Source organism: Lysinibacillus sphaericus (genome assembly GCF_015844675.1).
GTDB lineage: Bacteria > Bacillota > Bacilli > Bacillales_A > Planococcaceae > Lysinibacillus > Lysinibacillus sphaericus_E.
The window spans coordinates 73,028-90,310 of the sequence record NZ_LDGC01000096.1 but is presented as its reverse complement, the minus strand read 5'-3'; the positions used below and the strand labels follow the sequence as shown (position 1 = coordinate 90,310).

General features: G+C 38.7%; 19 protein-coding genes and 1 pseudogene. 15 read left to right on the top strand and 5 right to left on the bottom strand.

Annotation, left to right across the window (positions count from 1 at the left end):
• Nucleotides 1-4: 4 nt before the first annotated feature.
• The 5 genes from ABE34_RS24500 (at nucleotide 5) to mtnN (ending at nucleotide 4,822) form a co-directional block, all read left to right on the top strand.
• A complete protein-coding gene (locus tag ABE34_RS24500) occupies nucleotides 5-1,285 on the top strand; it encodes a peptidase U32 family protein (RefSeq protein WP_197144991.1) in 1,281 nt (426 codons plus the stop codon).
• Entirely contained in the window at nucleotides 1,285-1,923 is a 639-nt protein-coding gene (gene udk / locus ABE34_RS24495) for a uridine kinase (RefSeq protein WP_197144990.1), read from the top strand. The genes ABE34_RS24500 and udk overlap by 1 nt, the downstream gene beginning before the upstream one ends.
• A gap of 187 nt (nucleotides 1,924-2,110) precedes the next feature.
• Nucleotides 2,111-2,599: a transcription elongation factor GreA gene (gene greA / locus ABE34_RS24490; RefSeq protein ID WP_197144989.1), complete on the top strand. Its 489-nt coding sequence runs from the start codon at nucleotides 2,111-2,113 to the stop codon at nucleotides 2,597-2,599.
• A 455-nt stretch (nucleotides 2,600-3,054) separates the two neighbouring features.
• Nucleotides 3,055-3,702: a YrrS family protein gene (locus ABE34_RS24485; RefSeq protein WP_197144988.1), complete on the top strand. Its 648-nt coding sequence runs from the start codon at nucleotides 3,055-3,057 to the stop codon at nucleotides 3,700-3,702.
• A 427-nt stretch (nucleotides 3,703-4,129) separates the two neighbouring features.
• The gene (gene mtnN, locus ABE34_RS24480) at nucleotides 4,130-4,822 is read left to right on the top strand and encodes a 5'-methylthioadenosine/S-adenosylhomocysteine nucleosidase (protein WP_197144987.1); all 693 of its coding nucleotides are present in this window, start codon (nucleotides 4,130-4,132) and stop codon (nucleotides 4,820-4,822) included.
• 499 nt (nucleotides 4,823-5,321) lie between these two features.
• Here mtnN and sigK read toward each other — a convergent pair whose 3' ends face one another.
• Both sigK and pssA read right to left on the bottom strand, forming a co-directional pair.
• A complete protein-coding gene (sigK, locus tag ABE34_RS24475) occupies nucleotides 5,322-6,029 on the bottom strand; it encodes an RNA polymerase sporulation sigma factor SigK (protein WP_049667745.1) in 708 nt (235 codons plus the stop codon).
• Between the two features lie 87 nt (nucleotides 6,030-6,116).
• On the bottom strand, nucleotides 6,117-6,617 hold the full coding sequence (pssA, locus tag ABE34_RS24470) for a CDP-diacylglycerol--serine O-phosphatidyltransferase (protein ID WP_197145045.1): 501 nt from the start codon (nucleotides 6,615-6,617) through the stop codon (nucleotides 6,117-6,119).
• Between the two features lie 136 nt (nucleotides 6,618-6,753).
• Here pssA and ABE34_RS24465 point away from each other — a divergent pair, with 136 nt between their 5' ends.
• From ABE34_RS24465 to ABE34_RS24420, 10 genes are read left to right on the top strand one after another with little or no spacing between them, the layout of a single operon-like run.
• The gene (locus ABE34_RS24465; protein WP_197144986.1) at nucleotides 6,754-7,536 is read left to right on the top strand and encodes a phosphatidylserine decarboxylase; all 783 of its coding nucleotides are present in this window, start codon (nucleotides 6,754-6,756) and stop codon (nucleotides 7,534-7,536) included.
• A gap of 36 nt (nucleotides 7,537-7,572) precedes the next feature.
• Entirely contained in the window at nucleotides 7,573-8,094 is a 522-nt protein-coding gene (locus ABE34_RS24460; RefSeq protein ID WP_197144985.1) for a YqeG family HAD IIIA-type phosphatase, read from the top strand.
• Nucleotides 8,091-9,194 carry a ribosome biogenesis GTPase YqeH gene (gene yqeH / locus ABE34_RS24455; protein WP_079562867.1) on the top strand — a complete coding sequence of 368 codons (1,104 nt, stop codon included), beginning with the start codon at nucleotides 8,091-8,093 and terminating at the stop codon, nucleotides 9,192-9,194. The genes ABE34_RS24460 and yqeH overlap by 4 nt, the downstream gene beginning before the upstream one ends.
• A 30-nt stretch (nucleotides 9,195-9,224) precedes the next feature.
• Nucleotides 9,225-10,055: a shikimate dehydrogenase gene (gene aroE, locus ABE34_RS24450; RefSeq protein ID WP_197144984.1), complete on the top strand. Its 831-nt coding sequence runs from the start codon at nucleotides 9,225-9,227 to the stop codon at nucleotides 10,053-10,055.
• 5 nt (nucleotides 10,056-10,060) lie between these two features.
• On the top strand, nucleotides 10,061-10,363 hold the full coding sequence (gene yhbY, locus ABE34_RS24445) for a ribosome assembly RNA-binding protein YhbY (RefSeq protein ID WP_197144983.1): 303 nt from the start codon (nucleotides 10,061-10,063) through the stop codon (nucleotides 10,361-10,363).
• 9 nt (nucleotides 10,364-10,372) lie between these two features.
• The gene (locus ABE34_RS24440) at nucleotides 10,373-10,963 is read left to right on the top strand and encodes a nicotinate-nucleotide adenylyltransferase (RefSeq protein WP_197144982.1); all 591 of its coding nucleotides are present in this window, start codon (nucleotides 10,373-10,375) and stop codon (nucleotides 10,961-10,963) included.
• Entirely contained in the window at nucleotides 10,932-11,504 is a 573-nt protein-coding gene (yqeK, locus tag ABE34_RS24435; RefSeq protein WP_197144981.1) for a bis(5'-nucleosyl)-tetraphosphatase (symmetrical) YqeK, read from the top strand. The genes ABE34_RS24440 and yqeK overlap by 32 nt, the downstream gene beginning before the upstream one ends.
• The gene (rsfS, locus tag ABE34_RS24430; protein ID WP_197144980.1) at nucleotides 11,501-11,845 is read left to right on the top strand and encodes a ribosome silencing factor; all 345 of its coding nucleotides are present in this window, start codon (nucleotides 11,501-11,503) and stop codon (nucleotides 11,843-11,845) included. The genes yqeK and rsfS overlap by 4 nt, the downstream gene beginning before the upstream one ends.
• 2 nt (nucleotides 11,846-11,847) lie before the next feature.
• Nucleotides 11,848-12,588 (top strand): methyltransferase domain-containing protein, encoded by a 741-nt coding sequence (locus ABE34_RS24425; protein ID WP_197144979.1) that lies wholly within the window; start codon nucleotides 11,848-11,850, stop codon nucleotides 12,586-12,588.
• A 38-nt stretch (nucleotides 12,589-12,626) separates the two neighbouring features.
• The gene (locus ABE34_RS24420) at nucleotides 12,627-13,109 is read left to right on the top strand and encodes a hypothetical protein (protein WP_197229943.1); all 483 of its coding nucleotides are present in this window, start codon (nucleotides 12,627-12,629) and stop codon (nucleotides 13,107-13,109) included.
• Between the two features lie 159 nt (nucleotides 13,110-13,268).
• Here the strand turns inward: ABE34_RS24420 and ABE34_RS24415 are convergent, their stop codons facing one another.
• The 3 genes and pseudogenes from ABE34_RS24415 to ABE34_RS25730 form a co-directional block, all read right to left on the bottom strand.
• Nucleotides 13,269-15,854 carry an AAA family ATPase gene (locus ABE34_RS24415; protein WP_197144977.1) on the bottom strand — a complete coding sequence of 862 codons (2,586 nt, stop codon included), beginning with the start codon at nucleotides 15,852-15,854 and terminating at the stop codon, nucleotides 13,269-13,271.
• Entirely contained in the window at nucleotides 15,851-16,528 is a 678-nt protein-coding gene (locus ABE34_RS25735; protein ID WP_241747226.1) for a methyltransferase domain-containing protein, read from the bottom strand. Before ABE34_RS25735 ends, ABE34_RS24415 begins: the two co-directional genes overlap by 4 nt.
• Nucleotides 16,502-17,278: pseudogene (locus ABE34_RS25730) on the bottom strand (hypothetical protein); the annotation flags it as partial. The pseudogene ABE34_RS25730 and the gene ABE34_RS25735, both read right to left, overlap by 27 nt.
• Nucleotides 17,279-17,283 lie beyond the last annotated feature (5 nt).

Genomic DNA, 17,283 nt, shown 5'->3' with positions numbered 1-17,283 from the left:
GAACATGGCATTAGCATTAGAACAAAATGACAAAATTCGTGAGATTATAGACGGGAAACGTGTCATTACAAAAAAACCAGAGCTACTTGCCCCTGCAGGTAGTTTAGAAAAATTAAAAGTAGCAGTTCATTATGGAGCAGATGCTGTATTTATCGGTGGACAAGAATTCGGTTTACGTTCAAACGCAGATAACTTCTCAATTGAACAAATGCGCGAAGGTGTTGAATTCGCCAATAAATATGGTGCGAAAATCTATGTTACGACAAATATTTTCGCCCATAATGAAAATATGGACGGCTTAGAGCAGTATTTAAAAGATATTGAATCTGCAGGTGTTACAGGCATTATTGTAGCGGACCCTCTGATCATTGAAACTTGCCGTACAGCTGCACCAAAGCTTGAAATCCATCTTTCTACACAGCAATCTTTATCAAACTGGAAGGCTGTCCAGTATTGGAAAGAGGAAGGCTTACATCGTGTAGTATTAGCACGTGAAGTAGGCGGCGAAGAAATGAAGCTGATGAAGGAAAAAGTCGATATTGAAATTGAAGCTTTCGTTCATGGAGCGATGTGTATCGCCTATTCTGGTCGCTGTGTACTTTCAAATCATATGACCGCTCGTGACTCTAACCGTGGCGGTTGCTGCCAATCTTGTCGCTGGGACTATGATTTATATGAGCTAGAGGATGGCGAAGAAAAGGCACTTTTCGATGATAATCACGCACCTTTCGCGATGAGTCCGAAAGACTTAAAGCTAATTGAAGCAATTCCACATATGATTGAGCTTGGTATTGATTCATTAAAAGTAGAAGGTCGTATGAAATCAATTCACTATGTTGCTACAGTTGTTTCAGTGTACCGTAAAGTGATTGACGCTTATTGTGCGGACCCTGACAATTTCAAAATTCAACGTGAATGGCTTGAGGAATTAGACAAATGTGCTAACCGTGATACTGCAGAAGCATTCTTCCATGATGCACCTGGTCACGAGGAGCAAATGTTTGGTGTACATGGCCGTAAAACGACTTATGAGTTTGCTGGTTTAATTTTAGAGCATGACCCAGAAACAAAAATGGTAACAATGCAACAACGTAACTATTTTAAACCTGGCGATGAGGTAGAGTTCTTTGGACCAGAAATCGAAAATTTCCGTTTTACAATGGGTGAAATTTGGGATGAAGATGGCAATAGCTTAGATGCTGCTCGTCATCCACTACAAATTGTTAAATTTAAATGCGACACACCATTAAAACCACATAATATGATGCGAAAGGAGAATAATTAATGGCAGCAAAGCGTCCAGTCGTCATCGGAATCGCTGGTGGCTCATGCTCAGGAAAGACGAGTGTGACCCGTGCTATTTATGATGTTTTCCGCGATCATTCAGTAGTTGTAATTGAACAAGATTTTTATTATAAAGATCAAAGTCATTTAACGTTTGAGGAGCGTTTAGGTACAAACTATGACCATCCGTTAGCGTTCGATAATGATTTGTTAATTGAGCACATAAAAAAATTATTGGTTCGTCAACCAATTGAAAAGCCAGTATATGATTATGTGCAGCATACAAGAGCAAAAGAAGTTGTTCCTGTAGAGCCTGTAGATGTTATTATACTAGAGGGTATTTTAGTGTTAGAAGATGCAGATTTACGTGATTTAATGGACATTAAATTATTTGTAGATACGGACTCAGATTTACGTATTATTCGTCGTATAATGCGTGATATAAAAGAGCGTGGACGTACAACAGATTCTGTAATCGACCAATATTTATCGGCAGTGCGTCCAATGCATAATCTATTTATTGAACCGACGAAACGTTATGCTGATATTATTATTCCTGAAGGTGGGGATAATGAGGTTGCGATTGATTTAATGGTAACGAAGATTAAAACTATCCTTGAAACCGACAACGTATTGTAATAAGATAGAGTGGTATTGACAATATTTACATGCATATCTGTACATATTTCAGAAAGGCATGCATACTATTAGGTCAAAGAGTAATTTGAAACCGTTTAAAAATAATAAAATTCGATTAAGTGATTCCTACTAGGCACTTAATCGAGTTTTATGTTTTTATATTGACGAAAACAAGGAGTGAAGAACTTTGGCAAACGAAAAACAGTACCCAATGACAGCTGAAGGTAAACGAAAATTAGAAGAAGAATTAGTGAAATTAGAAACGGAAACTCGTAAGGAAATCGTAGAACGTATTAAAATCGCTCGTGATTTCGGGGATCTTTCTGAAAATGCTGAGTATGATTCTGCAAAAGAAGAGCAAGCCTTTCTTGAAGGTCGAATTTCTACATTAAAATCAATGATTCGTAACGCAGTTATTATTTCTGAGGACGAAACAGACAATAGTGTAGTTTCATTAGGGAAAACGGTTACATTTGTAGAAATTATTAATGGAAAACCAACAACAGATGAAGAATCGTACACAATTGTTGGTTCGGCTGAGGCAGATCCAATGGAATTCCGTATTTCAAATGAATCACCAATTGCTAAAGGCTTGTTAGGTCGTGCTGAAGGCGAAGAGGTTGTCGTACAAACACCTGGTGGTGAAATGAAAGTTAAAATTATTTCAATAAAATAATTTTTGTACAAGCAGTTAGCTTTCTTTGTAAAAGAGAGCTAGCTGCTTTTATCTTCATTCAGCACAATGTATTGTATCTACAGCACCGCCAAGGCGATACTGTTCTTGATTCTATCATCTATGTGAGTTTTTACACTTCTTTAGCAAAAGGCATTTGTAGCGACAGACGATTCAGGAGTATCCCGCTTTTATAGGTAGTGAGATGAATGCGGAGTATTGTAGCAATTTAACTATGCGAATGCGAAGCGACAACAACATATGACTGAATAACCAACGTCTCGTTAGCATAAAGCAGATTCCGTACACAATTACGCCGTTGCATAATTGATTCAATAGCCAAAATCCAATAAATACCTTAAGAGGTCTTTAGTTTTGTCTATGATATAATAAGAGCACAATTATTTTGCAAGTGCTGTTGAACTTGATAAAATATTGGCTAGAGAGGGGGAGACTTCATGAGTGAACGAAAAACTCGAAGCAGCCGTCATTTGCAGCCATCTCATAATAAAAAGCTAGATAAACTATTGAATGTATTAATTGGTATTGTCGTGATATTAATTATTATAGTAGCCACATTTGTGTTTAAATGGCAGGATGATGCAGGGCAAGTTGAGAAAGACGAGCCAATACAGGAGCAGAAGAACGATAAAGAAGACGTGAAGGAAGAACCTTCTAAAGAGAAAAATAATGATGTAACAGCTCAAGAGGAAACAGAGGAAGAGCCTACAGATGAAACTCAAACATCTGAACAGGATGCTGCTACTGAAACCACGTCAGACAACCCAATTGTTGATAAGGTTGTAACTAATAAAAGCTGGAAGCCTACACCTACAACACAAACAGGCCAGCATGTGTCTTCTTACGATAATAAATCTGTAGACTGGGCTGAAAAGGTGGCCACAGTTACTGCCGTTACAGGCATCGAAAAAGACAATATGATTATTTGGCGTTTACAAAATAACGGTGGTGCTAATTCGGCTATTGCAACAGTTTCAACCAATGACAAGACACAAATGTACCGTGTCAGCATGGAATGGGTCGAAAACGAAGGCTGGTTACCAGTGAAACTTGAGCAACTAAATACATTAAATGGCGCCTATTGACGAAAGTAACTCGTTTTATTATTTTTAACTTATATCAGCAGATGTAACAAACATCCGCTGATATAAAGGAACTCAGTCTAAGAACCCCACGTCCTGTGGTAACGACTGAGTGACCAACTTCATGTTGCTGACGCTACGTTAGCACTGCGCTTTTGCACAGTAAACATTTGTTGGCCCAAAGCCTCCGGCGGATGTCACGGTAATCGGAAAAGAGCTCTTAAAAAGGATGTTAGCCTAATATCATCGCTTCCGTGCGATAACGGCTAACTGACCTGCATCGGTAAATACGCCACGTCCTGTGGCATTACCGAAATGACCGACATCGTGTCGGCCCTCGTGCAGGCCTAAGCACAAAGCCGATTCCCGGACGCAATTATTCCGAGGCATAATTGATTTGAAGTGCATAAAGAAGGGAAGTAACGAAGATATGAAAATCGCAGTAATCGGTGCAATGGAAGAGGAAGTAGAGCTTTTACGAGCATCTTTAAAAAAGGCAAAAAGCACAACAATTGCAGGTAGTGAATATACAACAGGAACTTACAAAGGGAACGAGGTAGTTTTATTAAAAAGTGGTATTGGTAAAGTGAATGCTGCAATGTCAACTACTATTCTATTACATGAATTCAAGCCTGATGTAGTCATTAATACGGGCTCTGCCGGAGGCTACGATGAAAAGCTTGAAGTAGGGGCAATCGTTATTTCAGATGAAGTCCGTCATCATGATGTAGATGTAACGATTTTCGGTTATGAAATGGGGCAAATGGCAGGTATGCCAGCAGCTTATAAATCAGATGAAAAACTTATGAAAGTGGCTGAAGATGCTGTAGAGGCTGTTGGAGAGCACCAATATGGTATTGGTTTAATTTGCTCAGGGGATGCTTTTATGAATGATCCTGTTCGTGTAGAAGCAGTTCGTCGTCACTTCCCGCAAATGAAGGCAGTGGAGATGGAAGCAGCAGCTGTTGCACAAGTGTGTTACCAATTTGGTACTCCGTTTGTTGTTATACGTGCTTTATCAGATATTGCTGGAAAAGAATCGAATATTAGCTTCGATGAGTTTTTACCAGTAGCTGCAAAGCATTCAACACAAATAGTACTAAAAGCTATCGAATCGTTATAAAGTCTATTATCAGCAGAGTTTTCTTTAACCCACTGAGTATTAGTTTTCACCAAACTGCGGGATAAACTACACAAAAAAGTCAAAATGAGTGCCTTTTAGTGTGAGAAAAATCACAGTTTAAAAGTCGCACGAATGCTAAACTGTTGTTAATTAAATCTCTTCATATTCAGATGGGAGGCATGCATAGTGCTATTTTTAACAGCAGGTGTAGTCATTATAACAATGTTACTCGGTACACTTATTTCAGCAGAACTTTCAGAATCTGTCGAAATTCATTAAGAGAATAGGCTCTCTTGCGACATTTTAATGACGCAAGAGAGCTTTCTTTATTTCAGCAAATGTTTTCGTAGCGAAAGCGAAGCGTCAGCTACAAATGTTTTCGTGGCGAAAGTGAAACGTCAGCTATAAATGTCTCCTTTTTACCGATAAAAATACAAGATTCATTGCGAAATAATAGCATAGATTTATTGAATTATTATTATTATCAATTTACATTATATTACTCAATAATTTTTTGATCTCGTTTATATAATTGATAGAGTTTAATAAGTGCTCGCTTTTCAATGCGAGATACATAGCTACGAGAAATATTTAAACGTGCAGCGATTTCCTTTTGTGTAAGTGCATCCTGCTGGTTAAGACCATAACGAAGTGTAACGATTTCGAGCTCACGTTCGTCGAGCATATGCAAATAGTGATATAGTTGTGCAACATGCTCTTTATGTTCAATTTTTTCTGTTGCACTTTCTTCATCGCATTGTAAGAGATCTCGGATTTGTAGGGCATTACCATCCTTATCTGTACCGATTGGCTCAAATAAGGAAACATCTTTTTGCACTTTTTTCTGTGTACGCAGATGCATTAAAATTTCATTTTCGATACAGCGGGCGGCATAAGTGGCAAGACGAGTTTTTTTGTCAGGTGTATAACTTTCTACAGCTTTCATCAAACCAATTGTACCGATGGAAATATAATCATCAAGTTGCTCATGCTTTGGGTGAAATTTTTTCACAACGTGTGCGACAAGTCTCATATTACGTTCAATTAGATCAAGACGCGCTTGCTCATCACCGCCTAAAAATCGTTCAATACAAGCAGCTTCCTCTTCTTTTGAAAAGGGTTTATGGAAAGTTTGCCCCTTTAAATAGCCAAGTAATGCTGGGATCTCAAGCCATAACTGCAACATAGATGTGAAAATTCCGCTCATTGAATGATTTCATCCTTTCCCCATTTTTCGACAGTATATGTTTTAAAGCTGTGTTAAATGAAAAAAAGTGCAACAGCAAATGCGCTGTTACACTTTTTTTAACGTGATTGTACTAATCATTAGTAATGCTAGTATTGGGAATAGGAAAAGATAAAATACGGGGTGGAACGTATTAGATGCGAAATACGTTAATGTTAAGACTGTACCTGCCGCAGTAATCGGTAACCCAGTAAAATAGCCGTTTGCTTCTGAAATGTTGAAGCGAGCTAATCTCATCGCACCGCAGACAATATACAATACTGTCATTGTCATACCGACAAAACCAAAGTCTACTAAGACAACTTTATACATTAATAATGCAGGTGCCACACCAAATGATATAATATCACTCATAGAATCTAATTGTTTACCTAAATCAGACACTTGTCCAAGTGCTCTAGCCACCTTCCCATCATAGCGATCAAGAAGGGCTGCGATAAAGATAAACAAGACACTGTAGCTATAGTATTCATGTAGTGTAGCCATTATGGCCGCGCCGCCGAAAGACATATTACTGATTGTGATAAAATTTGCTGCTTGCGATTTCATTTTCTTAACCGTGGTATCCACCAACTTGTGATAAAAAAACAAGGGGGATCACTCCTTTGCACTTAAGATATTGTACCATTATACTTCGAATGCGGAAAAATTGACAGTCTAAATTAATCGATAGGGGTTTTGTTTTATGAAAGAAAAACTATATCAACGCTTGATTGAATTAACAAACGGTAAGCAATCTTCCCAGCTTTTGCAATCAATTGCAAAAGCAAAGTGGAGTAAACGTATTATCCCTAGTTACATGAAAGTATACGATATTAAACTTGAAGAGGTTGCGAAACAACAACAACAATTTTCAAGTTTACATGATTTTTTTACAAGAGAGCTTTTAGAAAATGCACGTCCAATTGAACAAAATCCCAGTACTTATGTGAGTCCAGTGGATGCCAAAGTAGAATCGTTTGGGCGTATCGAATGGGATATGACATTCCTTGTAAAGGGTAAACCTTATTCATTACAAGATTTACTTGGCAATACAGAACGTGCTTCACAATATGCAGATGGGCATTTTATCGTGTTTTACTTGAGTCCGGCAGATTATCACCGAATTCATAGCCCAATTGATGGAGAGGTGCTACGACAGTATACACTTGGTCAAAAATCCTTTCCTGTTAATCAGCTCGGTCTTACATACGGTAAAAAGCCAATATCGCACAATTATCGTTCGGTAACGGAGCTGAAAGTGGCAAATAAACAGCAGATAGCGTTTATTAAAGTTGGCGCTACCTTTGTAAACTCTATTGTGCTCACTAATACAACAACACAGTGGCATAAGGGTCAAGAAGTCGGATATTTTTCATTTGGCTCAACAGTAGTTATGCTGTTTGAAAAGGATGCAATAGAATTTACGGAAAATGTTGTACAAGGAAGCCCAATTCAAATGGGTGAAGCCTTCGCAAATATGCTATAATGGTCGAATAATACGTTTAGATTAGGGGTCGCTATTTTGTATAATTTTTTATTACCAAATGAATTTGTCACGAGTATTTATGAAATTACACCGGAAAAGCTTCAAAACTTAGGTATTAAAGGGATTATTACGGATTTAGATAATACGCTTGTGGAATGGGACCGTGCAGATGCAACGGAAGAGCTTATTATTTGGCTTCGCATTATGAAAGAATCTGGCATTCGTGTTATTATTGCGTCGAATAACAAAGAAGCGCGTGTTAAGCAGTTTGCTGAGCCATTAGGTATTCCTTATATTCATAAGGCAAGAAAGCCACTTCGTAATGCCTTTTATAGCGCCATTGTTCAATTGGGGCTACGACCGCAGGAAGTAGTAATGGTAGGAGACCAACTACTAACTGATGTAATGGGCGCAAATCGCCTAGGCTTGCATACGGTACTAGTAAAGCCGGTTGCACAATCAGATGGGCTCGTAACAAAATTCAATCGATTTATTGAACGACGTGTGTTCAATACTTTAAAACGAAAAGGAATCAGTACTTGGGAGGAAAAAGAATGAACGAAATGCCAAATTGTATTGGCTGTGGTACAACAATTCAAACAGAAGATAAAACAGCAGTTGGGTATGCACCCCCATCATCATTAGAAAAAGACGTGGTCATTTGCCAACGTTGCTTCCGTTTGAAAAATTATAATGAAATTCAACCAGTGTCATTAACAGATGACGACTTTTTACGTATTTTAAACGGTCTTGGAACTCAGCAAGGCTTAATCGTAAAAATTGTTGATATATTCGACTTCAATGGGAGCTGGCTACCAGGACTGCACCGCTTCGTAGGGAAAAATCCAGTGTTATTAATCGCGAATAAAGCCGATTTATTACCGAAATCTGTGAAACCGAAAAAAGTAATTAACTGGCTAAAACGTGAAGCAAAGGCTCTAGGTCTACAACCTGTTGATGTACTTTTAGTAAGTGCTCATAAAGGAAAAGGGATGGCTGAAGCGATGGAAGCCATTGATGAGTACCGTAATGGACAAAATGTTTACGTTGTAGGCTGTACAAATGTTGGGAAATCCACGTTCATTAATCGCATTATCAAGCAGGCTACGGGTGAAGGTGAAGTAATTACAACTTCTCATTTCCCAGGTACAACTTTAGATATGATTGAAATTCCACTAGATGATGGTAGCTCATTATATGATACACCAGGAATTATTAATCATCATCAGATGGCACACCATATTGACGCTAGCGAATTAAAATATATTATGCCTAAAAAAGAAATAAAGCCTAAAGTATATCAACAAAATGCAGGACAAACATTATTTATTGGTGCCCTTGCTCGTTTTGACTTTATTCAAGGAGATCGTTCCGCATTTACGGTACATGTGGCAAATGACTTACCAATTCACCGTACAAAGCTTGAGAAGGCAGATACATTGTATGCAGAACATAAGGGTGAGTTGCTCGCACCTCCAACTGCTGAATTTATAGAACAGCTACCGCCATTAGTGCGTCATGAGTTCTCGATCAAAGAAGCGAAAACAGATGTTGTATTCTCAGGTCTTGGGTGGATTACTGTGCAGCATGCTGATGTAGTTGTAGCAGCTTATGCACCAAAGGGTGTACAAGTTTCAATTCGCCCATCACTAATTTAAGTTGTACAAGTAGAGAAGAGGGACTAGGAAATGAAGAAATGGTTTGCGGTTATTGGTGATCCGATCGAGCATTCAAAATCCCCAGCGATGCATAATGCTTGGTTCCAGGAACTGTCGATAGATGCGACGTATATTCCAATACGTGTACCTTCTGAAAATTTGGAGTCTGCGGTTGCTGGTCTAAAAACATTAGGTGCAAGTGGTTGGAACGTTACAATTCCACATAAAACAGCGATCATTCCTTATTTAGATGAGCTAGATGAGTTGGCAGAAAAAATGGGAGCTGTCAATACGGTTGTCCGTACAAAAGAAGGAAAATTAAAGGGATACAATACAGACGGTGTTGGTTTTGTGCGCTCGCTTGAAGATGCGGTTGGCAAGTCACATAAAGACAAGCCAGTTCTTCTGATTGGTGCGGGCGGTGCTGCTCGTGGCGTTGCTTTTGCTATGCAGCAGCAAGGTTATACGAATTTAACCATTGCCAATCGCACAGTAGCAAACGCAAAAGTAATTGTCGATGAAATGGGTATAGGGAATGCTATTTCTTTAGCAGATGCGGAAGAATCATTAGCTGATTTCGGCATTTTAGTGCAAATGACATCGGCTGGTCTTGCTACGGGCAATTTTTCAATGCCATTTTCATTAGAACAACTTGCAGAAGGCGCAATTGTGGCCGATATTGTGTATAATCCATTAATGACGCCTTTTTTAAAAGCGGCTGATGAAAAAGGAGCAACCGTCGTTACGGGTCTTGGAATGTTTGTTCATCAAGGGGCTATTGCTTTTGAGCATTGGCTTGATGAATACCCGAATACAAATTCAATGATTGCCCAACTAAAGGTGCAATTAGGAGGATATTAATTTTTATGTTAACAGGTAAACAAAAACGTTTTTTACGTGCAGAAGCACATCATTTAACACCAATTTTCCAAGTAGGAAAAGCCGGCGTTAATGACGAAATGACAAAGCAAATTCGTGAAGCATTGGAAGTAAGAGAGTTGATTAAGGTACGTATTTTAGATAACTGTGAAGAGGACAAGCATGAAGTGGCAGAAGCACTTGCTAAAGGTGCTCATGCAGAGCTTGTGCAATTAATTGGACTAACAGTTGTTTTATATAAAGAATCACGCAATCAAAAAAAGATTGCATTACCAAAAGCAACGAAATAAGGTGAAACGATGAAAAAGGTCGGTTTACTGGGAGGTACATTTAATCCACCGCATATTGGACATTTAATGATGGCTAATGAAGTACTTCATGCTTTAGATCTTGATGAAGTTCGCTTTATGCCCAATGCGTTACCACCACATAAGTTTGCACGACATGATGCTAGTGATGTGGAGCGCCTTGAAATGGTAAGGCGTGCAATAAGTCCATATCCGTATTTTTCTGTGGAGTCGTATGAGGTGGATAAGGGTGGCGTATCCTATTCATATAAGACACTTTCTGCGATGTGTATAAGAGAGCCTAATGTGAAATTTTACTTTATCATTGGCGGTGACATGATTGATTCGCTTTATACATGGTACTGTATTGATGAATTAGTGAAGCTTGTGCAATTTGTAGGAGTAAAGCGTCCAGGAACAGAGGCCACAACAGAGTATCCTATACTAATGGTGGAAGCTCCCCAAATCGATTTATCGTCCACACTGCTTCGTGAACGCCTTGCTACTGGAGGAACGGTTACTTTTTTACTGCCAGAAGCGGTAGAGACGTTCATACGAGAGGAAGGTCTTTATGGAACGCGAACAGTACCTAGCGGCGATTAAGCCACGCATGCCTGAGAAGCGCTATATTCATACCATTGGTGTAATGGAAACTGCCGCCCGGCTAGCAAAATTTTATGGTGAGGATGAAAAAAAGGCTGAAATAGTAGCCATCCTTCACGATATTGCGAAATATGCAGATATTGAATGGATGGAGCAAATCGTCCTTGATGAAAAATTAGATGCTGGCCTTATTGGCTGGGGTAGTGAATTACTACATGGTCCAGTAGGTGCTTATATTGCAGAAAGCGAATTTGGCATTACTGATGAGGATATGTTAAATGCTATTCGTTTTCATACAACAGGACGCGTGGGCATGAGCCGTTTAGAAAAAATTATTTTTGTTGCAGATATGATTGAACCCAATCGTAAATTTGATGGTGTTGATCTTCTGCGAAAAAAAGCAAAGAAAAATTTGGATAAAGTGATGAGCGCTTGTGTACGCCATACATTGGCATTTTTAATCGACACAAAACAACCCATTTATCCATTATCAATAGAATGTTACAACGATATGATGAAAAGAGAGGACAGTAAAGGATGACTTCAACTTTATTACAATCAGCTTACAAAGCAATTGACGACAAACATGGTGAGGATATTGTCGTTTTAAATATGGAAGGCATTTCACTTTTAGCAGATTACTTTATTATTACTCATGGTAATTCTGATCGCCAAGTGCAAGCAATCGCACGTGAATTACAAGAGGTAGCAGTAAAAGAGGGCTATGAAATTCGTCGTGTAGAAGGCTTCGATGGAGCACGCTGGGTTCTTGTGGACCTTGGAGATGTTGTAGCACATGTATTCCATAAAGATGAACGTGCTTATTATAATTTAGAACGTCTTTGGGGCGATGCGCCGCAACTAGACATGCCAGAGGCTTAAGTGTGAGTAGCTACGAACGATTTGCACACGTGTATGACGAGTTGCAAACGGATATTCCTTATGAACGTTATGTAGGATGGGTTTTGCAGCATGCACCGAGCACTCAATACCCGAATCTTTTAGATATCGGCTGCGGTACAGGCGTGCTTAGCTTGTTGTTCGCGCAGGCAGGCTACAAGGTGAGTGGGGTTGATTTATCGGAAAGTATGCTCTCCATTGCTGCAGAGCGCTTTGCGGATGCAGGATTACATGTGCCTCTCTATTGTATGTCGATGGATGAATTAGATGGCTTTGAGGCGCTTGACGTTGTAACGATTGCTATTGATTCGCTGAATTATGTAATGGATGAAAAAGCTGTTTATTCAACATTAGAACGTATTCATGGTGCTTTACGAGATGAAGGTCAACTGTTTTTTGATGTGCATTCGTTATTTAAAATGAATGATATATTTTTAGACGGTCCGTTTACGTATGACGATGGTGATATTAGCTATGTATGGCATACGGAGCCTGGCGATTTTGAACATTCCGTTGTCCACCAAATGACGTTTTATGTGCGTGATGCTGCGAGTGACTTGTATGAACGCTTCGACGAGGAGCATAATCAGCGCACGTTCTCAATCGATCAGTATATGGCATGGCTTCAGGAAATTGGCTTTAAGCATGTAGAAGTAACAGCTGATTTTACTGATGAAGGTCCTGAATATGAAAGTGAACGCATTTTTATCCGTGCGGTGAAATAGAAGAACAGCTCGCTGGTAAACTGACCAGCGAGCTGTTTTTGCTTTTCATCCGAAGAACACTTAAATCTTCAATGGGAATTAACGCCACTCCTTCAGACAAATTTAAAAGCTTCCAGCAATACGCACCGTTTTTAGTTTTAGAAAATAGCAATCTTTATGAAAATGATCAAGGCGTTTTTGTAGATACGATACGTGTGGCAGACAAATTAGATGATTGTATTCATTTTTTACATACAGATACATATGAAGACCCGTATGCGCATTTTAGTGAGCCAGTACCCATACAGGACTTGGAGAAGGCGGCCCTAGGTACAGATTATTTAGAGTTAAAGGTTCGTGCATGGAATACGATGTATGCTAATCCAGTACAGCTCGCAGAGAAGATTAATCAAATATTAATGCAGATGAATCCCGCTCAAGAGGATGATATGATGCAAAATGTATTTATTCGCCATTTTTACAATGAGGGAATTTTAACGACTGAGCTTCAAGCGAAATTTAATGACATCTTAGCAGAATAACGCTTGTAGAAAGTAATGATGAAAAGTGCCACACTGTCCAATAGGCAGTGTGGCACTTTTTAAGTGACGGATAGAATATCAGAAAAAGAGTTCTTCAGCAAAATGTTTGAGAAAGAACGCCTTGTGCTCACCTCCACATTATGATGCGTGGCGATCTTACTAAAGTCTAGGGTCGACAGGATCACTTTCGAGTGCTAGTGTCCCGAGTACACATTCATGAATACGGGCAGTCGATTCACCTTTAACAAAACGTTCTATTCCTTCTAGTCCGAGTGCGAATTCACGCAATGCATGCTTCATTTTTTTACTTGGATTACGTTCCTTCAGTCTCGTTAAATGTGAAGGCTCTAAATAGTCCATACCATAAATAATTCGTAAATACTCTCGACCACGTACTTTAATTGCGGGCTGTATTAGCTTGCCATTATATTTTGTGACAAATATTTCAGGTTTAATAACAATACCTTCATGACCAGCAGCAGTCATTTCCTCCCACCAAGTAATAATCTCTTGTTCAGAAGCTTCATCCGTAATGACTTTAAACTCTGTTTCAATAAATAGTGTTGAATTTTTGGCAAATAGTCGATTCATTTCCATATGCCATATATGCGGTTTATGGAAAAACGTTTCCGAACTATGTGCTAATACATGGAAAGGTGAAATTTGAATAGATGAAGCATCCTGGACATCCCAACAATAATTTTGGTAAACAGTTGAAAATCGTTGTGCATTTTTAAGTAACCCCTTATACTCCTGAAGCCATTCTGAAACATCGATTTGTACTGTGTCACGTAGTTTCTCCATAAGCTTTGTGCGGTCCATCAGAGCATGCTCAGCTACATGTGCATACTGTTGATCGATTAATTGTTGCGCTTTTAAATTCCAAGGTAAAATTTCTGCATCGAGTAGTACGAAATTTGTATTAAACTGTTCGAAATAATTTTTCTCTATTAATTCTGTATGAAGTTGTTGCAAAATTTTATGTTCCGTCTCTTTATCGAAAAATCGTCTTCCTGCTCTAGTTGTAATGATACCAAGTGTTTCTGTATCAATGTATTCCTTTGCGATAAGCGCATCTTTAAACAATAAAAGAACAGCGCGACTGCCCATATGTTTTTTCTCGGCAATCATTGTCTGGACACCATTCTTTTTATAATAAGTAAATGCCTCAGAAGGGTGTTCCAACGTATCTGCTAACGAAGATGTTTGTGGTGTTGGGCTCATCGTTGGTGGAATATAAACTAGCTGTTCTAACGGTAGTGCATAATGAGAAACACTGTCGATCGCTGCCTTTGCATGAGCACCGCCTATTTGTACATTGTTAAAGTAGGCAGTTTCCACTGTGAATCCTTCTAAAAATGCCCCAATGTTTGGTGGTGCAAAACGTTGAGCTTTTGCCTCAAGTAGAGGATTTCGTTCGATACCGGCATAGTTTTTATACGCCTTCACAAACTCAATTGTCTTTTCAGGGTAGCGAAAAGCAGTTAGCTGCCCCCCGAAAACAACTCCTTGATCAATATTCAACGTATTATTTTGCTTTAACGGCTGAATTTTAGGATCATGCCCCCAAATAATAAGCTGTGATGTTTGATGCTCTATAAACCAATCATTACGAATAGGTTTTCCAGATTTATCTTGCCCCTGAACATCACCATAACGACAGAAATCAGAAATTCTTGTCGACTGTTTTCCTATATAACGGTCACGGATACCTGCGTGTGTAACAACAGCTGAAGAAATGCCGTTATTCACTAACAAATAGTGAGAGGGAGCAGCAAGTAAACATTTTGCGAGACGAGCTTTTAAGGCATTTGTTTTCTCCACTCCGTAAACTTCCTCATAAGTGTTAAATTCAGCTTCAACTAGCTCATCCCCGTGATGTAATGTTACTTTGCGTCCATCTAACCAACGAGCGATTTTCCAGCCATGATTACTGTCAGTCATATAGGCAAGCTCGCGCTCTATATGGCGATCAAAAAAGTCCATCGTTGCAATTGATTTTGGTCCTCGGCTCATAATATCTCCAACCGAAACAAAGCGTCGACCTTGTGGATGAATATAGTAACCTTCCTCATTTTCTTCGTAGCCTAGCTTACCAAGTAATTCGATAAATTCATCAAAACAGGCATGAATATCACCAATAATATCAAGCCCAGCATCTACATTTAACAGTAGCGGTGACTTTTGTCTTGATAATGTTAGTCCATCCGTCTCTGTCACAATATAGGTTTTTGTAAACGACTCTTTTTTAATAAATCGTTTTTCTGCTTTTAATAAACGTGCCTGCTGTTTAATACGTTTACTACCTCTTGGGTCTTTGCGCAAAGTATCTCGATGTAACAATTCATCAAGAGGAATGTCCAATACAATTGCACTAACCGGAACATGTAGTTTTTTTCCAAGTGAAATATATTTTTGACGTTCCTCTGATTGTAAATGTGTAGCATCAACAAAGGTACATTTATTTAATGAGCTTCTAGCCTCTAATACGCGTTCCATAACTGCAAAGGCTTGTGCTGAAATAGCGAAATATTCATCATACAATAAATCTGCTTCTTTCTTCGAATGATGTTGAAAATCGATATAATCTGTATCTGAAACAAGTGTTCGATAAGCATCAGAGCTAATAATTTCAGAAGGAGAAAGCATACCTGTATTAACCCATTGTTGTAAAAGAGTAGATTTTCCACTATTGGATGGACCAATTAGCAGAACAATCCCTGCATGTGGAATCTTGATGTTCATACATTCTCCTCCTTTTTCGTATAAATGCACATTTGGGTTGGTTGTCCGTAAATATCATGTTGATCGCCGATGCCAGTTAATGAAAGCTCATATTGTTTGTTGCGATTCATCGCATGACACCACTCTTGAAATTGTTGGCGTGTCCATTCAAATCGGTGATCATCATGACGCATTTCATCCAATTTGTAAACAGCATTGTATTCGGCATTTGGTGTTGTCACAATTAATGTTTGAGGACTATATTGAGTTAAAATCAACTCCATTATTTTAGGTAATCGTTCCTCATTAATATGTTCAATGACTTCACATAAAACAATGACGTCTTTATGTTCTAATCGAGCATCGTAATAAAATAGCGAGCCCCATGTAGGTTTTGGGGTTACGAATGCATCCTCTAAGCCTTCAAAACGCTTAATTGCTTTTTTCATTGCAGCTTCACTTGGTTCAACCGCAAGCAACTCGTCAATTCCTTTAACGTAGGCAAGTAAACTTGAAAGCTTTCCTTCACCTGAACCAAAATCAATAATTGATGATTTTCGAGGTAGATTATTAATGGTTTCAACAATTTTTTCGTAGCGTAATGTATTGAGTGACCGCTTTACATTTTGTGGTGCTGTGTTTCCATTATATAAATGGGAGAAGCGTAGAGCTTTTTTAAAAATAAATTCTTTCATTGGATGTGTATCTAACCAGCCTTCTCCGTATCGTTTAAGCTTATCAACTTCCAACTCATCAATAAAGTAGTGCTTATAATCATCTAAAACGGGGATCAGTACAAAGAGATGCTGTAGTGCTTGTTGTAGCGTAATGTCCGCAGATAATGTAAGAAAACGTGCGCGATGGTCGTTACTCAAAGCTTCAATGTTTACGGTGTATCCAAGAGGCTGAAACAATTCATGTATAGCTTCATTTGTCATAGCTGAAGCGATTGGACCGAATTCAAATGAAAATGAAAATGCTTGAGCTACAAATTCAATATATTGTTCTTTTGGTTTACCATTTAACTTATTTCAGCGGATGTTCAAACATCCGCTGAAATAAGTTAAGCCTCCGGCGGATGTCACGGAATCGGAAAGGAGTTCTTTGTGCAAGCACAAAGCCGAATCCGGACACAATTATGCCGAGGCATAATTGATTGCAGTACCTAAAGCAGAACGGATAAGGGATAAAAAAATACTACTAGCGGCGAATTCACGGTCATTAATATAATGTGTAATATCAAGTGCATTGTCATTTTGAACAAGTGCGAGTGCATTTGGTGTAACAAATATTGTCACAACAAGACTTGTTTCAGAAAGCTCGTGATAAACAAGTCGAACTAAATGATCCTTTACGCGCCGTTCATATAAATTATTCGGATTTTTTGATAGTAAGTAGGAGATAGCTTTTACATTTTCTCCCTTTGCATGTATTGTTAGCTGCATATTAT